The organism is Streptomyces sp. NPDC026417, from assembly GCF_055567695.1.
This window is the reverse complement of record NZ_JBVHPY010000004.1, coordinates 215,202-231,570: the sequence shown is the minus strand read 5'-3', so window position 1 is coordinate 231,570 and position 16,369 is coordinate 215,202. Positions and strand designations below refer to the sequence as shown.

The window sequence follows — 16,369 nt, the reverse complement described above, 5'->3', positions numbered from 1 at the left end:
CCGCCGTCGCGACAGCTTGATCCGCGACGGTCCACTGTGGACTGCGCCACGTTGCGCGTCCTCCGGTAACGCCGTACCACACCCAACCCAAAAGGGGCGCGTTTTCCGGACATTGGCCGACGAAGCGCCGGGCACGAGTGCGGTACAACGATCGGCCAGCCTACCGCGCGCGGTACGACAAACGGATCACGGGGCGCGATCGGGCAGACGCCCCGTGAGCAGGAACGCGACGCTCCGTTCCTTCTCGGTCCAGGCCCGCGTGTCGAGTTGGACGGACTGCAGAAGGGCGCACTCGACCTGGTATCCGTGCTCGGTCAGGTCCCGGCCGATGAGCTCGGCCGCGTCGCGGGTCGCCGCGTGGGTCACGATGCGCTGCGGACGGCGGTCCGCGACGGCGGAGACGACTTCCGCTCCCCCGCCGCCGACGCGTACGACGTCGGGCTCGGGGAGGTTCTCCAGGACGTGCGGGGCCGCGCCGGGGACGACGTGCACCTGGACCCCGAAGCGGCGGGCCGAGTCCTCGGTGCGCGCGCACGCCGCCGGATCCCGGTCGACCGCGATGACCGCGGCGCCGGTGCGGGCTGCCTCGGTGGCGAAGGCGCCGCTGCCGGAACCGATGTCCCAGACCAGATCGCCGAGGCGGGGACCGAGGCGGGCGAGCTGCGCGGCACGCAGCAGATCCGTTTCGCCCTCGCCGAGCACGCCGCCGTAGGCGGTCGCGGGCAGCGCCCAGCCACGCGTGCCGGCGCCCGGCTCGCGTCCGGCGATCCAGCCGCCGCCCTCGGCCGCGGCCACGAAGCCGCCGATGACGATGACGACATTGGGGTCCCGCCAGGTGTGGTCGGCGGCCTTGTCGGAGGTGACGACGCTGACCTGCTCACGGTCGGTGCCGAGTTCCTCGCAGATCACGAAGGTGCGGTGCACTCCTTCGAGGAGCAGACCGAGTTCCGCGGGACCGGCGCCGGGCGAGGTGAGGACCGCGACCTTGGTGTGGGCGCGGCATACGTTCACTGCGCGCCGCAGCGAGCGGGGGTGTGCGACGACCACGTGTGCGTCGTCCCAGGGCATCCCGGCGCGGGCGAAGGCGGCGGCCACGGAGGACACCGCGGGGACGACCTCGACCTCGAGGCCGAACTCGGGAGCGCGCAGGGTGCGGACGACGCCGAAGAAGCCGGGGTCCCCGTCGGCGAGAACGACGGCGGTGCCGCGGTGGTTGGCGATGCGGCGGGCGGCGAGGGCGACGCTGCCGAGGCGGACCCGCTCGGCGGTGGCGGGCACTTCGGGGAGCGCGAGATGGTGGCCGGCACCCGCCACCAGCGTGGCGGCACCGAGAGCGGAGCGCGCCGCGTCGGTCGGCGGCGAGCCGTCCCAGCCGATCACCGTGACCCGGTCGGCCATCGTCGTCAGTCTCCAGGTGGTTGTCGCAGCGGGTCGGCGCCCCCGCACGGGCTCCGTGAGGGTACCTGGTGGAGCCGGACCGTGCCGCGACGGGCCCCGGGGTGTGGGAGCGGTCCCGCGGTCTCAGTTCCAGTCGGAGTAAGACGTGAAACCGGTGGTCTCGGCGAGCTCCTCGGCCACCCCGTCGAGGTCCTCCGGCAGCAGGCTCCACACGATGAAGTCGGTGCGCAGGTCGGCCCATGTGCCGTCCTCGGTGCGCGTACGCGCTATGCAGGCGTTGCGCAGGACTCCCTCGCTGATGCAGCCGATCTTCTGGGCCACCTGCTGGGAGGCGGTGTTGTCGGCGGCCGTGCGCAGTTCGATGCGCTCGAACTTCTGGTCGCGGAAGAGCCATTGGGCGGTGGCGAGCGCCGCCTCGGACGCGTAGCCCTCGCCACGGGCCCAGGGGGCGATGATGTACGACAGCTCGGTGGAGCGAATGTGCCAGTTGGTCTTGCCGAGTTGGACGATGCCCACGAGACGCTGGGTGAGGAACTCCGTGACGGCCAGGTCGAGTCCGCGGCCCGCCGTGCGTTCGGAGGGCGCGTAGTCGGCGACCCACGCACGGGCGCCGTCCTCGGTGAAGGGCTGGGGCACGGACGTCCAGGCGGCGACCAGCTCGTCGTTCATCATCTCGGCCAGGGCCGGGACGTCGTCCTCCTCGAGCGGGCGCAGCACCAACCGTTCCGTGCTGATGGAGATGCCGGGGAAGGTGCTTGTCATGCGCCGCTCCGTAACCTTCGGAAACCTACGGGCCGTCGGAAATCGGCGGGCCCGCTGAACTGCCCAGCATGCAGCATGGAAGCACCGAACCGCATCACGGGGTCCGCTCCCGGTGAGGAGCGGACCCCGTGCGGTGACGAGGGGCTCGGCGGGTGGTCCGGCGGACCCGGCCCCCGTCCGTGTCCTTGGTGAACTGCCCTGCGGCGGACGGCGCGAGAGGCCTCGCGCGCCGCGCCCCGTCCCGCCCGCGAGAGGCCTCGCGCACCGCGCGCCCTCCCCGCCGCGGATCAACAGGACCGATCAGGAGGCCGGTTCGGAGGGACGGTCCCGCGGGCGGGTCCGGAGGGACGGATCAGAAGGACGCCAGAACGGAGCCGGCGTACTTGTCCTCGATGAACTTCTTCACCTCGGGCGACGTGAGGAGCTTGGCGAGCTTCTTCACGCGCGGGTCGTCCTCGTTGCCCTTCTTCACGGCGAGGAAGTTGCCGTACGGGTTGTCCTTGGCGGACTCCAGGACGAGGGCGTCGTCGGCGGGCTTGAGATCCGACTCGATGGCGTAGTTGCCGTTGATCACCGCGGCGTCGACGTCGTCCAGGGAGCGGGGCGTCTGGGCGGCCTCCAGCTCCTTGAACTTCAGGTTCTTCGGGTTCTTGGCGATGTCGCCCGGGGTCGCCTCGTTGCCCACGCCGTCCTTGAGCGTGATGATCCCGTTGGCGTCGAGGAGCTTGAGCGCCCGCGCCTCGTTGACCGTGTCGTTCGGGACGGCGACCGTCGCGCCGCTCTTGAGGTCGTCGGCCTTCTTGACCTTGTGCGAGTACAGGCCGAGCGGCTCCAGGTGCACCGTGACGACGGGCACGATGTGGGTGCCCTTCTTCTTGTTGAAGTCGTCGAGGTAGGGCTGGTTCTGGAAGTAGTTGGCGCCCACGGACCCGTCCTCGGTCGCCGTGTTCGGCGTGACGTAGTCGGTGAACTCCTTGACCTCCAGGTCGAGGCCGGCCTTCTTCGCCAGGTGGTCCTTCACGTAGGTGAGGATCTCGGCGTGCGGGACGGGGCTCGCGGCGACGATCAGCGGACCGCTGGTGTCGGAGGCGGAATCCTTGTCCGAACCGCAGGCGCTGAGGCCGAGGGTGAGGGCTCCGGCTGCGAGGACGGCAGTGGTGATCTTGGCGGTGTTACGCACGAAAAGTGCCTTTCCTTATGGGTGAAGCGGCCCCGTCTGGGTGGGACGGGGAGTCTGGGGTCAGCCCTTCTCGACGGCGTCGGTCGCGACCGGGCCGGGGAGGGCGCCGCCGAAGGGGCGGAAGAGCAGCAGGGGGCCGGACTTGGCGCCCCGGCGGTGCAGGGCCCGCGCGGCGAAGTCGCCGCCGAACTGCAGGACGGAGATGGCGACCGCCAGGACCGCGACGGTGATCCACATCAGGCCGGTCTCGAAGCGCTGGTAGCCGTACCGGATGGCGATGTCGCCGAGTCCGCCGGCGCCGACCGTGCCCGCCATGGCGGAGTAGCCGATGAGCGCGATGACCGTGGTGGTGGCGCCGGAGATCAGCGACGGCAGGGCCTCGGGGACGAGGACGCTGCGTACGGTCTTCCAGGTGCTGCCGCCCATCGACTGGACGGCCTCGACCAGTCCGTCGTCCACCTCGCGGACGGACATCTCGACGAGCCGCGCGTAGAAGGGGATGGCACCGATGGCGAGCGGCACGATCGCCGCCTCCCGGCCGATGGTCGTGCCGATGATGGTGCGGGTGAAGCTCATCAGCGCGACCATCAGGATGATGAACGGCATCGAGCGGGCGATGTTCACGACCTGCCCGATCACCTTGTTGGCCACGACGTTCTGCAGCAGTCCGCCGCGGTCGGTGAGGACCAGCAGGAGACCGAGCGGCAGTCCGCCGACGACCGCGATCAGCGTGGACCAGGCCACCATGTAGAGCGTGTCCCAACACGCCTGGGTCAGCAGGGGCTGCGTCTCCGACCAGGTCACTTGGCACCTTCCTTCACGAGCTCGGACTGCCGGGCCGCCTGGCCGACGAGGTCGATCTGCAGGCCCTGCTCCCGCAGGAATCCGATCGGCACGACGTTCTCCTCGTAGGGGCCGGGCAGTTCGATGCGCATCCGGCCGACCTGGTTGCCGGCGACAGTGTCCATCGCGGCGCCGAGAATGGAGATGTCGATGTTGTAGGTGCGCGACAGCTGGGAGATCACGGGCCGGGTCGCCGACTCGCCGTGGAAGGTCACGTCGATGACCGTGCGGTCCTCGGCGGAGGCGTCGCCGCTCACCGGGAAGAGGGCCGCGGCCAGTTCGGAGCCGGGGGTGGCCAGCAGCTCGGTGACGGTGCCGGACTCGACGATGCGGCCGTTCTGCATGAGCGCGGCCGAGTCGCACACGCTCTTGACGACGTCCATCTCGTGGGTGATGAGCAGGACGGTCAGCCCCAGCTGCCGGTTCAGGTCGCGCAGCAGCTGGAGGATGGACCGGGTCGTCTCGGGGTCCAGGGCGCTGGTGGCCTCGTCGGAGAGCAGCACCTTCGGGTCGCCGGCCAGGGCGCGGGCGATGCCGACGCGCTGCTTCTGCCCGCCGGAGAGCTGCGCCGGGTAGGCCTTCGCCTTGTCGGAGAGACCGACCAGGTCGAGGAGGTCGAGGGCCTTGCGGGAGCGCTCCTTGCCGGAGACTCCGAGGATCTCCAGGGGGAGTTCGACGTTGTCCTGGACGGTGCGCGAGGACAGCAGGTTGAAGTGCTGGAACACCATGCCGATGTGACTGCGCGCCCGGCGCAGCTCCCGGCCGGCGCGCGGACCACGGCCGGCGAGGGCGGTGAGGTCCTGTCCGGCGACGGTCACGGTGCCGGCGGTGGGGCGCTCCAGAAGGTTGACGCAGCGGATGAGGGAGGACTTGCCGGCGCCGGACTGTCCGATGACGCCGTACACCTCGCCTTCGCGTACGTGCAGATCGACGCCGTCGAGGGCGGTCACCTCACGGCCGCGCGAGCGGTAGACCTTGGTCAGGCCCGTTGTCGTGATCACTGGGGTTTCCGTCACTGTCGAGTGCAGGGCGTGGGTGTGCCCCGGCACGGGTGCATGCGGTCGGGAACGCGGCACGGTTCTCGCGTGGGCGGTCGAACCGGGGAGAACGTGTGCGCGGGGGCCGGCTCAGTCGCGTGGCGGGCACGGACACGGCACAGCTGTCTCGCTTCGGGGCGCGAGGCTCAGGGGTGGTGCAGGGGCCCTCAGAAGGCGCACATTCGACACATACAACGAGCACCGGGCGTCGTGGTCGCCTCGGTCGCAGGGATGCGGCTGCTCGTCGTGGTCATGCGATCAGTAAAGCAGACGCGGGGCCCCTCACCCGCACCGCTGTCCGAATAGCGGACAGCGGTGGACGCTGTCGGGGCACGACGCGGACGCGCTCTCCACCCCCGCGTGACCAGTGCGGACACGGCGGAGGGCGCCCGGTGACGGGGACCGCCCCGGGCCCGTATCCCGGTTGGCTGTGGCCAATGCCACGATCACCTCCGTCCTGGACCATCCGCCCCCGTCCGGGCAGGCCGGGGGCGGACGCCTCGGGCCTTTTGGCCCGTAATAGGGTCACGGCATGCTTGATGCCCTGACGGTCGCGACCGCCGTCGCCGCGCTCGTGCTCGCCGCCTGGTGCGGCTGGGCCGCCTACCGCGACCAGCCCACCAAGGACTGGCACTTCATCGGCATGGCCGTGGTGTCGCTGCTCGCCCTGGTCCAGCTGGTCGTCGGCATCGTCCAGCTCTCGCGCGGCGAGAAGCCGGAGCAGGGCACGACGATCTTCGTGGCGTATCTGCTCGGCGCCGTGGCGTGCATCCCGGCCGCGGGCTTCATGTCACTGGCCGAGCGCACCCGCTGGGGCTCCATCACGGTCGCGGCCGGCGGCGCGGTCCTCGCCGTCCTCGAAGTGCGGCTCTACGACATCTGGGGAGGCTGAGATGACGGCCACCGACGGGAACGGAACCATGCCTCAGGAGGAACCGGCGGCGGGCGGGAAGCGGGTCCGGCTGATCCGCGGGCCCGGCATGCTGCTGGTCTGGCTGTACGGCGTGATGGTCGTCGGGGCGGTGTCCCGCTCCGCGGTGCAGATCTCGACGGAGTTCGACAGGGCCCCGCTCGCCTACTCGCTGTCCGCCGTCGCGGGTCTGGTGTACGGCTTCATCACGTACTCGCTCGTCCGGGGCGGGGAGACGGCTCGCCGGGCGGCGTTCGTGTGCTGCGCCGCCGAGCTCGCGGGCGTCCTGATCGTGGGGACCTGGACGCTGGTGGAGCCCTCCGCCTTCCCGGACGCCACGGTGTGGTCCGACTACGGGATGGGCTACCTGTTCATTCCGGTGCTGCTGCCGCTGACGGCGATGTACTGGCTCCGCAAGGCCCGCACGACCGCGTGACGGTGGCCACCGGCTCCCTCCCGGAAGCGGTGGCCGCCGTCGGCCGGAACCGGCTCAGGCGCTGGTGACGAAGGCGCTCGCGTCGGCACCCTTCGCCAGGGTGACCAGGGTGAGGCGCTCGTCCACCCGCTCCGTGGAGACCTGGGCGTAGCCGTGCTTGCGGTACAGGCGCAGGTTGCGCTCGCTGCGGTGACCGGTGAAGAGCTGGTAGGACGTGGCGGCGCCGTCCGCGCCGAGCCGCGCCTCGATGGCGGAGAGCAGCCTGCCCCCCAGACCGTGGCGCTGCATGCGCGGGTGGACGATGAGCTTGCTGATGCGTGCCGTGCCGTCGGTGTCGACGACGCCGCGCACCGAGGCCACCACCTCGTCCCCGAGCCTGGCCACCAGGACCGTGCCCCCGGCCAGTTCGGCCTTGAGCGAGTCCAGCGGCTGGGTGAGGGGTTCGATGCTGTAGTCGCCGTACAGCTCGGCCTCGCTCTGGTAGCAGAGGTACTGCAGCTTGAGGATCTGTTCGGCGTCCTCTTCGGTCGCCGCCGAGATGGTCACGCTCATGCCCATGTGTGCATGCCTCCCGCTCACCTGTTTACCGGTCGTCCCCCACTCCTATCCCCGTGCTTCGAGAGCCGCAACCTCCGGAGCGAGCAATCGACGCAGACATCCCAGGCATCTGGAACGTTCCGGGCCCAGACTGCCCTGTGAGATACCCAACTCGCCTGCGATCTCCCGGTAGGTCAGGTCCTTCGGCGACAGCAGCGCCGCCACCAGGCGGGGACAGCGGCCGGGCAGGCGCCGCACGGCGTCGTGGAGTGCGCGGTGCCGGGCCGCGGTCAGGGCCTGCTGCTCCGGGCCGGCCCGGTGGTCGGCGGCGGGCTCGGCGGCGTACGGCCGTTCGATGCGGGTGGTCCGGCGGCTGCGACAGGCCTCCGAGCGCACGGCCCGGCGCAGCCAACCCTGCGGGTCCACGGGTGGCCCGTCGCTGTCGAGCCGCTCCAAGAGGCGCACCCAGACCGCCTGTTCCAGGTCGCCGGGCTCCGCACCCGCCGCATATGCCTCCGCCGAGGCCTCGGCGGTGAGCAGCGGACGCAGCGTGGCCACCATCTCGTGTGTCATATGCGGCACGACGCGGCCGCCCCGGCGCGAGGTTGCCGGGGCGGCCGGGTGTCACCCCATCAGGGGTGGGGCGGTCACGCGTTGACGAAGTCCTCGCGGGCCAGCAGCGCGGTGTCCGGATTGTCGGAGAAGACGCCGTCGATCCCGGTCTCGAAGTACGTCCGGAAGGCACCTAAGGCGTCGCCGTAGGCGTTCGGGTCGGTGCCCTTGCGGAAGTTCGCGGGCAGGAAGGTGTTCTCGTTGCGCATGGTGTACGGGTGCAGGATGAGGCCCGCGGCGTGCGCGTCGTGGACGAGCGTGGTCGGCGTGGTGAGGTTGCCGCTCGCGTCCTTCGGGATGATCAGGTCGAGGGTGGGGCCGATCCCCTGCGCGTACGACGCGATCCACTCCAGCCCCTCGGGCTTGACCAGGTCCGCGACCGTGCGCGGGTCGCCCGACTCGACGAAGTCCCAGGGGCGGGTCGCGGCGCCGGACAGCAGGACGGCGAGCGGATTGCCGACGAGCTTGTTCATGCGCTGGATGCTGGTCGGTTCGAAGGACTGGATGATGACGGGCGCGTTCTTCCCGTCCTTGCCGTGCTTGCGCAGCAGTCGGGCGAGGCGCTCCTCGGTGCCGAGGCCGAGCTTGCGGAAGTAGGTGGGGTGCTTGAGCTCCGGGTAGATCCAGACCTGCTTGCCGCGCTCGCGGGTCTGCCGGTCCTGCCACCGGAGGACCTCCTCGAAGGTGGGGATGTCCCAGCGGCCGTTGTAGATCGTGTTGCGCTGCCGGGTGCCGGGGATGCGTTCGACGGCGCGCAGCGTCTTCAGCTCGGCGAGGGTGAAGTCCTCGGTGAACCAGCCGGTGGTGGCGACGCCGTCGAGGCTCTTGGTGGTCCTGCGGTCGGCGAACTCGGGGTGCGCCGCGACGTCCGTCGTGCCCCCGATCTCCGGCTCGTGACGGCACACGAGGTGACCGTCCTTGGTGGGCACCAGGTCGCCGGCCTCGACGACGTCCGCCCCCAGGTCGAGGGCCAGCTCGTACGAGCCGAAGGTGTGCTCCGGCCGGTAGCCGCTGGCCCCGCGGTGCCCGATGACGGTCGGTTTCGGCAGGCTTCTGTAGCCGCCGCTGCCGCGCCGCTCGTCGGCTCTCGCCGCGCCGGGCAGTCCGAGGACCGCTCCGCCCGCGCCGAGCACCGCCGCCCCGAGCAGTGCCCGTCGCGCCGTACCCCGTCCCTGCTCGTCCGACTCCTGCGTCGCCATGAGCGCTCCTCCCGCCGTACCGCCCTGCACCTGTCAAAGCGGGACGATCGTAGGTGCCGGACGGTGACGGGAGGGAGACCTCGGACGGAACACGTGGGTGACGCTGGATGTCCTGCGGGGTGGGCGAGTTGACGGTTCGCCGGTTGACGGCCGCTCCCCCGGGTACCCGGTCGGCGGTCGCCCGGGCCCCGCGGCCGGAGGCGTGTCGGCGGGCGGCGTCACGTCGGGGTTCGCGGAGCCGCGCGTCACCCGGGGAGCGGTACGGCGCGCGCGACCTCTGTCACATCTCCGCCCGCTCGGCGACCCCTGCGCGGGGCGCCACCGCAGGTAAACGTGCGTCAACACTGCGTATCCCTTCGGTGAACCCGATGTGCAATCACCGGGGCGCCGCGAGTATCGTCCTCACCTGCACATACTTCATACCGATCCCTTGACACCGGAGGGCCCGTTGTCCCGCTTCGTGCTCATCAAGGCAGTGCTCGGACCGATCATGCGCCTGATGTTCCGCCCACGGGTGGAGGGCGTGGAGCACATTCCCGGCGACGGTCCCGTCATCCTGGCCGGCAACCACCTCACGTTCATCGACTCGATGATCCTTCCGCTGGTCTGCGACCGGCAGGTGCTGTTCATCGGCAAGGACGAGTACGTCACCGGCAAGGGGTTCAAGGGCCGGCTGATGGCCTGGTTCTTCACCGGCGTCGGCATGATCCCGGTGGACCGGGACGGTGCCAACGGCGGTGTGGCCGCCCTGATGACCGGCCGTCGCATCCTGGAGGAGGGCAAGGTCTTCGGCATCTACCCCGAGGGCACCCGCTCCCCCGACGGCCGTCTGTACCGCGGCCGCACCGGCATCGCCCGGCTGACGCTGATGACCGGCGCCCCCGTGGTCCCGTTCGCGATGATCGGCACCGACAAGCTGCAGCCAGGCGGCGCCGGCATCCCGCGCCCCGGCCGCGTCACGGTCCGCTTCGGTGAGGCGATGGAGTTCTCCCGGTACGAGGGCATGGACCGCGACCGCTATGTGCTGCGGGCGGTGACCGACTCGGTGATGACCGAGGTCATGCGCCTCTCGGGCCAGGAGTACGTCGACATGTACGCCACGAAGGCGAAGGCGGCGTAGCGGCAGGCGGCCGAGGGGCGCCGTCGGGCTTCCGCCCGCGGCGCCCCTCGGCCGTCCGCGTCACGCACCCGCTCAGGGGGTGCTCTCCAGCCGCTGGCCCCGCAGCAGGAACCAGGCCGCCACCGCGGTGGCGATCAGCACCGCCGCTCCCACCCCGGCCGCCAGGGTCAGCCCCTCGACGAAGGCGCCGCGGGCCGACGACAGCATCGCGTCGGCCGTGTCCGCCGGCAGTCCCGCCGCCGCCTCGACGGCTCCGCCGAGGGACTCGTGCGCCGCGGCCGGGGTGCCCGCGGGCCCGGTGAACTCCCGGTAGACGCCGGTGACGATCGAGCCGAGCACCGCGATGCCGAGGGCGGCGCCGAGTTCGTACGCCGTCTCCGAGACCGCGGAGGCCGCGCCCGCCTGCTCCTTGGGGACGGTGGAGAGGATCACGTCGGCGGTGACGGTGAACGAGAAGCCCGCGCCGACACCGACCACCAGCAGCGCGCCGCCGATCAGCGGATAGCCGGTGGACTCGCCGATCAGGGTGAGGACCGCCAGCGCCAGCCCCACGGCGGCCAGGCCGCCCGAGACCACCGCGCGCACCGAGTACCGCCGGGCGACCGTGCCGGCGATCAGGCCCGCGGCGACCGCGCCGACCGCGGCCGGGATCTCGGCGAGACCCGCCTCGAACGGCGGCCTGCCCTGCACGAGTTGCAGGTACTGGGAGAGGAAGAAGACCAGCCCGGACAGGCCGAGGATCGTCAGCAGGTCGGCGAGCACGGCTCCGGAGAACCCGCGGTGCCGGAACAGCCGCATGTCGAGCAGCGGTGCGGGCAGCGTGAGCTGGCGGCGCACGAACCGGTACAGGGCGACGGCGCCCAGCAGGCCCACTGCCGACGACTGCCAGGTGAACCCGTGCGTGGCGGCCTCCTTGACCGCGTACACGATGCCGATCATGCCGACCAGGGACAGGACGACACTGGCCAGGTCCCAGGGGCCGGGGTTCGGGTTGCGCGACTCGGGCAGCAGCTTGATGCCGACGAGGACGAGCACCACCATCACGGGCAGGTTGATCAGGAAGACCGAACCCCACCAGAAGTGCTCCAGCAGGAAGCCGCCGACCACCGGTCCGACCGCCGTGCCGGCGGAGGCGGTGGCGCCCCAGATCCCGACGGCGAGGCTGCGCTCGCGCGGGTCGTGGAAGATGTTGCGGATCAGGGCGAGCGTGGCGGGCATCAGGGTCGCGCCCGCGACGCCGAGCAGCGCTCGCGCGAGGATCATCAACTCCGGTGTCGTGGCGTAGGCGTTGAGCACGGATATCGCGCCGAAGGCCGTGGCGCCGACGAGCAGCAGCTTCTTCCGGCCGATGCGGTCGCCGAGGCTGCCCATGGAGACGAGCAGGCCCGCGATGACGAAGGAGTAGACGTCACCGATCCACAGCAGCTGGGTTCCGGAGGGCTGCAGGTCCTCGCTGATGTAGGGCGTGGCGAGGCCGAGGACGGTCGCGTCGACGGCCACCAGCAGCACAGCGAGGACCAGGACGGACAGGGCGAGCCAGCGCCCGGGGCGCTTCTCCACCACCTCCGCCACGGCTGTCCGCTGTTCGGTGCTGGTCATGGTTCCACTCTCCGTAGTGCGCCGCCGAGCAGCAGCTCGACGATCATGAATTGGAAGTCCTTGGCCGCCACCCGGCCGTCCATCACGGCCCAGGCCCCGGAACCGACGAGCCCGTAGAGCGCCTCGGTGAGCCAGGCGGGGGTGAGGTCGATGCGGAACTCGCCGCTGTCCTGGCCGCGCCGGAACAGTGCGGCGATCCGTGCGTCGAGCCGGGACCAGCCCTCGTGCTGGGCGTCGCCCTCGAAGAGCTGGTTCTCGGTGACCAGGAACGCCAGCAGCCCGGCCGCCGGTTCGATCTCCCCCACCAGGCGGCGCACGGCGTCGCTCGCGGACCCCTCGTCGAGGCGGGCCGCGTCCAGCGCGGCCTCGCACTCCCGGATGCCCAGGTCCTCCAGGGCGCGGACCAGGGCGTCCCGCCCGGCGAACTGGCGGTGCAGCGTGGCCCGGCTGATCCCGGCCGCCTTGGCGACCTCGTCCATGGTGGCGGTGGCTTTGCGGGTCAGCAGGGCGGCGGCACTGCGGAGTACGTGGTCACGATCGACGGCCATGAGACAAGCGTAGACCATGTGAGACACTTTTGTCTCACGAGAGAGCGGCGAGGCTCCTTCACGGGGGCGTCGGGGGTCGCGTCGGGTGCTCAGTGCCAGGGCAGCCGGCCGCGCCGCTCCCAGTAGGCGTGCGGGTCCTCGGCCAGGGCGTCCAGCCGGGCCAGCCGCTCGTCGTCGAGGTCGACGACGGCCGCGTGCAGATTGGAGGCGAGTTGGTTGGCGGTGGCGGCACCCGACAGGACGACTCCGGCCCACGGCCGGTGCAGGACGAGGGCGAGGGCGACCGCGTCGGCGGTGAGGCCCGCCTCCCGCGCGATGTCCCGTACCGCGTCCGGCGCGTGGGGCGCGGCCAGCCGGCCGTTGGCCATGCCCTCCTTGACGATCACGGTGAGCCCGGCCTCGTGCGCCTCGGCGAGAGCGGGCCCGGCCGAGGTCTCCAGCACGTTGTAGGTGGCCTGGACCGTACGGAAGAGCGGCGCGCCGTCGACCGTCACGGCGAGCGCGGTGCGGATCGCCTCGGCCTGCGCGGGCCCACTGGTCGAGAACCCGACGGAGAGACCCTGGGACGCGGCCTCGGCCAGCTCCGCGTGCAGCTCCTTGTCGGTGAGGGCCGGGCTGTCCGGCGTCACCGAGTGGATCTGGTAGAGGTCCAGCCGGTCTCCGAGCAGCTCCGCGGTCTCGGCCCGCTGCCTGCGGTAGGTGGCGAGACCGTGGTCCTTGGTCTCGTGCGCCTCGGCCTCCGTGCGCCACTGCGCCGTATAGGTGTAGCCCCACTTGCTGCCGACGACGACGTCGTCGGCCTCGGGCCGCTCGTGCAGCCACTGGGCCAGGAACTCCTCGGAGCGGCCGTAGGAGCGGGCCACGTCGAAGTAGCGCACGCCTTGGGCGTACGCGGCGTCGAGGAGTTCATGGGTGCGCTCGCGCAGGGCGTCGACACTGCGCTCGGCCGGGAGGTCCTGCTCGCGGCCGAGGTTGATGTACCCCGGGCGGCCGACGGCGGCGAGGCCCAGGCCGATGTGAGCGGTGGGCGTGGTCGCCGAGGCGAGTCGGGCGAAGGGCATCGCGGGCTCCGTGGGGTCGGCTCCATGACGGCTCCCGACCAACGTAACCCGCGACGCCCTTCCGGGACGCGGAGTGCTACTTCTTCGCGGTGGCCCACGCGTGCTGCGCCACCAGGTCCGCCTTCACCTCGGCGAGCTGCACGGCGACGGCGCTCGGCGCGGTGCCGCCGCGGCCGTTGCGGGAGGCCAGCGCGCCCGGGACGTTCAGGACGCCGCGCACCTCGGGCGTCAGATGCGGGGAGATCTTCGCGAACTGCTCGTCGGTGAGCCCGTCGAGCTCGACGCCCTCCGCCTCCGCGACCTTCACGCACTCGCCGGCGACCTCGTGCGCCACCCGGAAGGGCACGCCCTGCCTGACCAGCCATTCGGCGATGTCGGTGGCGAGCGAGAACCCGGCCGGGGCCAGCTCCTCCATGCGCTCGCGGTGGACGGTCAGCGTGGCCATCATGCCGGTGAAGGCGGGCAGCAGGACCTCCAGCTGGTCGCAGGAGTCGAAGACCGGCTCCTTGTCCTCCTGAAGGTCGCGGTTGTACGCGAGCGGCAGGGCCTTGAGCGTGGCCATCAGGCCGGTCAGGTTGCCGATCAGGCGGCCCGACTTGCCCCGCGCCAGCTCCGCGATGTCCGGGTTCTTCTTCTGCGGCATGATCGACGACCCGGTCGAGAAGGCGTCGTGGAGGGTGACGAAGGAGAACTCCTTCGTGTTCCAGATGATGACCTCCTCGGCGATACGGGAGAGGTTCACCCCGATCATCGCGGTGATGAAGGCGAACTCCGCGACGAAGTCGCGCGAGGCGGTGCCGTCGATGGAGTTGGCGGAGCTGCCGTGTTCGAACCCGAGGTCCTCGGCGACCGCCTCCGGGTCCAGGCCGAGCGAGGAACCCGCCAGGGCACCCGATCCGTACGGCGAGACAGCCGTCCGCTCGTCCCACTGGCGCAGCCGCTCCGCGTCCCGCGACAGCGACTGGACATGGGCGAGGACGTGGTGGGCGAACAGGACCGGCTGGGCGTGCTGGAGGTGGGTACGGCCGGGCATCGCCACGTCCGGGTGGGCCTCGGCGAGGCCGACCAGGGCGTCCTGGAGGCCGGCGAGCAGGCCGCCGATGATCCGGGCGTGGTCGCGCAGATACATCCGGAAGAGCGTCGCGACCTGGTCGTTCCTCGACCGGCCGGCGCGCAGTTTGCCGCCGAGGTCGGGGCCGAGCCGCTCCAGCAGCCCGCGCTCCAGGGCCGTGTGGACGTCCTCGTCGGCGATGGTGCCCACGAAGACGCCGGACGCCACGTCCTGCTCCAGTCGGCCGAGTCCGTCCAGCATCCGCTCCAGCTCGTCGGCCGTGAGCAGGCCCGCCTTGTGCAGCACGCGCGCGTGGGCACGGGAACCGGCGATGTCGTACGGCGCGAGGCGCCAGTCGAAGTGGACGGACGCGGACAACTTCGCCAGGGCCTCGGCGGGACCGTCGGCGAAACGTCCACCCCAGAGCCGGACGTCACCGCTGTTGCTGCTCACTCGCTCTGCTCCGCTCTCTCACCCTTACGGCCACTGCCATGCATGAGTATGCAGAAGTCTGCATGATTCGTCAATCGGACCCGCCGGTGACCGGAGACGGAACAGGCAATTCCTTAGACAGACAAACGACCGTGGCGGATAATCGTTAGACATGGGAAAGACTTACGAGCGCATCGACGACAGACTGCGTACGTTCATCGAGGCGCAGCCGATCTTCTTCACCGCGACCGCGCCCCTGTCCGGGGACGGCACGGTCAACCTCTCGCCCAAGGGGCTCACCGGCTCCTTCGTGGTGATCGACGAACTGACCGTCGCGTACCTGGACTTCGCCGGCAGCAACGCGGAGACCATCGCGCATCTGCGGGAGAACGGCAGGATCACCCTCATGTGGTGCGCCTTCCAGGGACCACCGAACATCGTCCGGGTGCACGGCCGCGGTGAACCCGTGTTCCGCGACGACCCGCGGTTCGCGGAGCTGCTCGCCCACTTCCCCGACATCGACCCGACCCGGCACGGCCTGCGCGCCGTCATCGTCGTGACGGCCGAACGGGTCCGCGACAGCTGCGGCTACGCGGTGCCGTTCATGGCGTACGACGAGGACCGCGATCTGCACGCGAAGCGGTTCGCCCGCGAGGACGACGCCTCGCTGGACGCCTACTTCCACAAGAAGGACCACGTGGCGACGAGCCTGGACGGCCTACCCGGGCTGCCGCTGCCGCTTCCTCCCCGTACGTTCTGATTCATGCGCCTCGCTGCCGCCGCCCTCGTCTCCGCGTCCCTGTTCGCCCTGGCCCCGGGCGGTCCGCCCGCACTGCCGGAACAGATGGCGGACACCGGCGGCGGCAGCCAGCTGATCACCGCCCGGGCCTCGGACACCTCCGCCACGACCGGCACGGTCACCTGGTGGGAGCGGCGCCACGGGCGCTGGGCGAAGGCGGGCTCGGCGGCGGCCCGCTTCGGCGCCGCCGGACTCACGGAGGGCTCCTCGCGCCGGCAGGGCACGAACACGACGCCCACCGGCCTGTACGACCTGCCGTACGCGTTCGGGATCGAGGCCGCGCCGGTCGGGACGAGGGCCCCGTACCGCCGGGTCCACCGGAACTCCTGGTGGTGCCAGGACAACGGCTCCCGCTCCTACAACCGCTGGACCGAGCCGCGCCCGGCCGACTGCCGGGCCGCGGAGTCCGAGCAGCTGATCTCCTACCGGGCCCAGTACGCCCACGCCTTCGTCATCGGCTTCAACTACGAGCGGCCGGTGCGGGGGCGGGGCGCGGGCATCTTCCTGCACGTCAACGGACGCGGACCGACGGCCGGTTGCGTCTCGGTGTCCGCCGCCGCGATGCGGCGCATCCTGACCTGGGCCGATCCCGGGCGGGCACCGCACATCGCGATCGGAACGGCGGGCGGGGCGACGGCGATCACCCGGTACTGAGCGGCAGGGCAGCGGGGCCGCGGTCCGCAGGGGGAGGCGGTCGCGGACACCCGGCCGGACGCGCCGGGAAAACCCGTCGCCACGGGACCCGGCGAACCTCTGAACGGACCGCCGTCGTGGGCCGTATCTCTGGGCCAGGGGCCACTTCCCCTGCCCGGTCCCCAGGACGAACACGGAGGAACCGTGTCCAC

The 16,369-nt window shown here is 71.3% G+C and carries 17 protein-coding genes; 5 read left to right on the top strand and 12 right to left on the bottom strand.

Translation table 11 applies throughout. The features are described from left to right. Positions 1-186: 186 nt before the first annotated feature. The 5 genes from cbiE to ACZ4NT_RS08665 form a co-directional block, all read right to left on the bottom strand. Entirely contained in the window at positions 187-1,398 is a 1,212-nt protein-coding gene (gene cbiE / locus ACZ4NT_RS08685) for a precorrin-6y C5,15-methyltransferase (decarboxylating) subunit CbiE (RefSeq protein WP_121404322.1), read from the bottom strand. A 123-nt stretch (positions 1,399-1,521) separates the two neighbouring features. Further along, positions 1,522-2,160 carry a GNAT family N-acetyltransferase gene (locus ACZ4NT_RS08680; protein ID WP_467724371.1) on the bottom strand — a complete coding sequence of 213 codons (639 nt, stop codon included), beginning with the start codon at positions 2,158-2,160 and terminating at the stop codon, positions 1,522-1,524. A 352-nt stretch (positions 2,161-2,512) separates the two neighbouring features. Next, the gene (locus tag ACZ4NT_RS08675) at positions 2,513-3,340 is read right to left on the bottom strand and encodes a MetQ/NlpA family ABC transporter substrate-binding protein (RefSeq protein WP_121404318.1); all 828 of its coding nucleotides are present in this window, start codon (positions 3,338-3,340) and stop codon (positions 2,513-2,515) included. Between the two features lie 60 nt (positions 3,341-3,400). Next, positions 3,401-4,144 carry a methionine ABC transporter permease gene (locus ACZ4NT_RS08670; protein ID WP_467724369.1) on the bottom strand — a complete coding sequence of 248 codons (744 nt, stop codon included), beginning with the start codon at positions 4,142-4,144 and terminating at the stop codon, positions 3,401-3,403. Continuing rightward, a complete protein-coding gene (locus ACZ4NT_RS08665; protein ID WP_183116900.1) occupies positions 4,141-5,184 on the bottom strand; it encodes an ATP-binding cassette domain-containing protein in 1,044 nt (347 codons plus the stop codon). Before ACZ4NT_RS08665 ends, ACZ4NT_RS08670 begins: the two co-directional genes overlap by 4 nt. A gap of 568 nt (positions 5,185-5,752) precedes the next feature. Here ACZ4NT_RS08665 and ACZ4NT_RS08660 point away from each other — a divergent pair. Beyond that, entirely contained in the window at positions 5,753-6,112 is a 360-nt protein-coding gene (locus tag ACZ4NT_RS08660; RefSeq protein WP_121404312.1) for a hypothetical protein, read from the top strand. A 1-nt stretch (position 6,113) separates the two neighbouring features. Further along, entirely contained in the window at positions 6,114-6,566 is a 453-nt protein-coding gene (locus ACZ4NT_RS08655; protein WP_467724366.1) for a hypothetical protein, read from the top strand. A gap of 54 nt (positions 6,567-6,620) precedes the next feature. On the opposite strand, the gene ACZ4NT_RS08650 is transcribed toward ACZ4NT_RS08655, so the two are convergent. The 3 genes from ACZ4NT_RS08650 to ACZ4NT_RS08640 form a co-directional block, all read right to left on the bottom strand. Further along, positions 6,621-7,124, bottom strand: coding sequence for a GNAT family N-acetyltransferase (locus ACZ4NT_RS08650; protein ID WP_121404310.1), 504 nt, complete (start codon positions 7,122-7,124; stop codon positions 6,621-6,623). Between the two features lie 45 nt (positions 7,125-7,169). Next, positions 7,170-7,676 (bottom strand): RNA polymerase sigma factor, encoded by a 507-nt coding sequence (locus ACZ4NT_RS08645; protein ID WP_467724364.1) that lies wholly within the window; start codon positions 7,674-7,676, stop codon positions 7,170-7,172. Positions 7,677-7,750: 74 nt separating this feature from the next. Next, positions 7,751-8,914, bottom strand: coding sequence for a glycerophosphodiester phosphodiesterase (locus tag ACZ4NT_RS08640; RefSeq protein WP_467724362.1), 1,164 nt, complete (start codon positions 8,912-8,914; stop codon positions 7,751-7,753). Positions 8,915-9,344: 430 nt separating this feature from the next. Between ACZ4NT_RS08640 and ACZ4NT_RS08635 the strand changes: the two genes are divergently transcribed. Then, positions 9,345-10,034, top strand: coding sequence for a lysophospholipid acyltransferase family protein (locus ACZ4NT_RS08635; RefSeq protein ID WP_121404305.1), 690 nt, complete (start codon positions 9,345-9,347; stop codon positions 10,032-10,034). Positions 10,035-10,106: 72 nt separating this feature from the next. Here ACZ4NT_RS08635 and ACZ4NT_RS08630 read toward each other — a convergent pair whose 3' ends face one another. The 4 genes from ACZ4NT_RS08630 to argH all read right to left on the bottom strand — a co-directional run bounded on the left by ACZ4NT_RS08630 (position 10,107) and on the right by argH (position 14,746). Then, positions 10,107-11,633 (bottom strand): MFS transporter, encoded by a 1,527-nt coding sequence (locus ACZ4NT_RS08630; protein WP_121404304.1) that lies wholly within the window; start codon positions 11,631-11,633, stop codon positions 10,107-10,109. Continuing rightward, complete coding sequence (locus ACZ4NT_RS08625) at positions 11,630-12,181, bottom strand: TetR/AcrR family transcriptional regulator (RefSeq protein ID WP_220784162.1); 552 nt, start codon at positions 12,179-12,181, stop codon at positions 11,630-11,632. The genes ACZ4NT_RS08630 and ACZ4NT_RS08625 overlap by 4 nt, the downstream gene beginning before the upstream one ends. An 89-nt stretch (positions 12,182-12,270) precedes the next feature. Further along, entirely contained in the window at positions 12,271-13,242 is a 972-nt protein-coding gene (locus ACZ4NT_RS08620; protein WP_121404302.1) for an aldo/keto reductase, read from the bottom strand. A 76-nt stretch (positions 13,243-13,318) separates the two neighbouring features. After that, positions 13,319-14,746 carry an argininosuccinate lyase gene (argH, locus tag ACZ4NT_RS08615; RefSeq protein ID WP_121404301.1) on the bottom strand — a complete coding sequence of 476 codons (1,428 nt, stop codon included), beginning with the start codon at positions 14,744-14,746 and terminating at the stop codon, positions 13,319-13,321. A 151-nt stretch (positions 14,747-14,897) separates the two neighbouring features. Here argH and ACZ4NT_RS08610 point away from each other — a divergent pair, with 151 nt between their 5' ends. After that, entirely contained in the window at positions 14,898-15,485 is a 588-nt protein-coding gene (locus tag ACZ4NT_RS08610; protein ID WP_467724359.1) for a pyridoxamine 5'-phosphate oxidase family protein, read from the top strand. A 3-nt stretch (positions 15,486-15,488) separates the two neighbouring features. Further along, positions 15,489-16,178, top strand: a complete 690-nt coding sequence (locus tag ACZ4NT_RS08605) for a L,D-transpeptidase family protein (RefSeq protein ID WP_467724358.1) — start codon at positions 15,489-15,491, stop codon at positions 16,176-16,178. Positions 16,179-16,369: the final 191 nt, after the last annotated feature.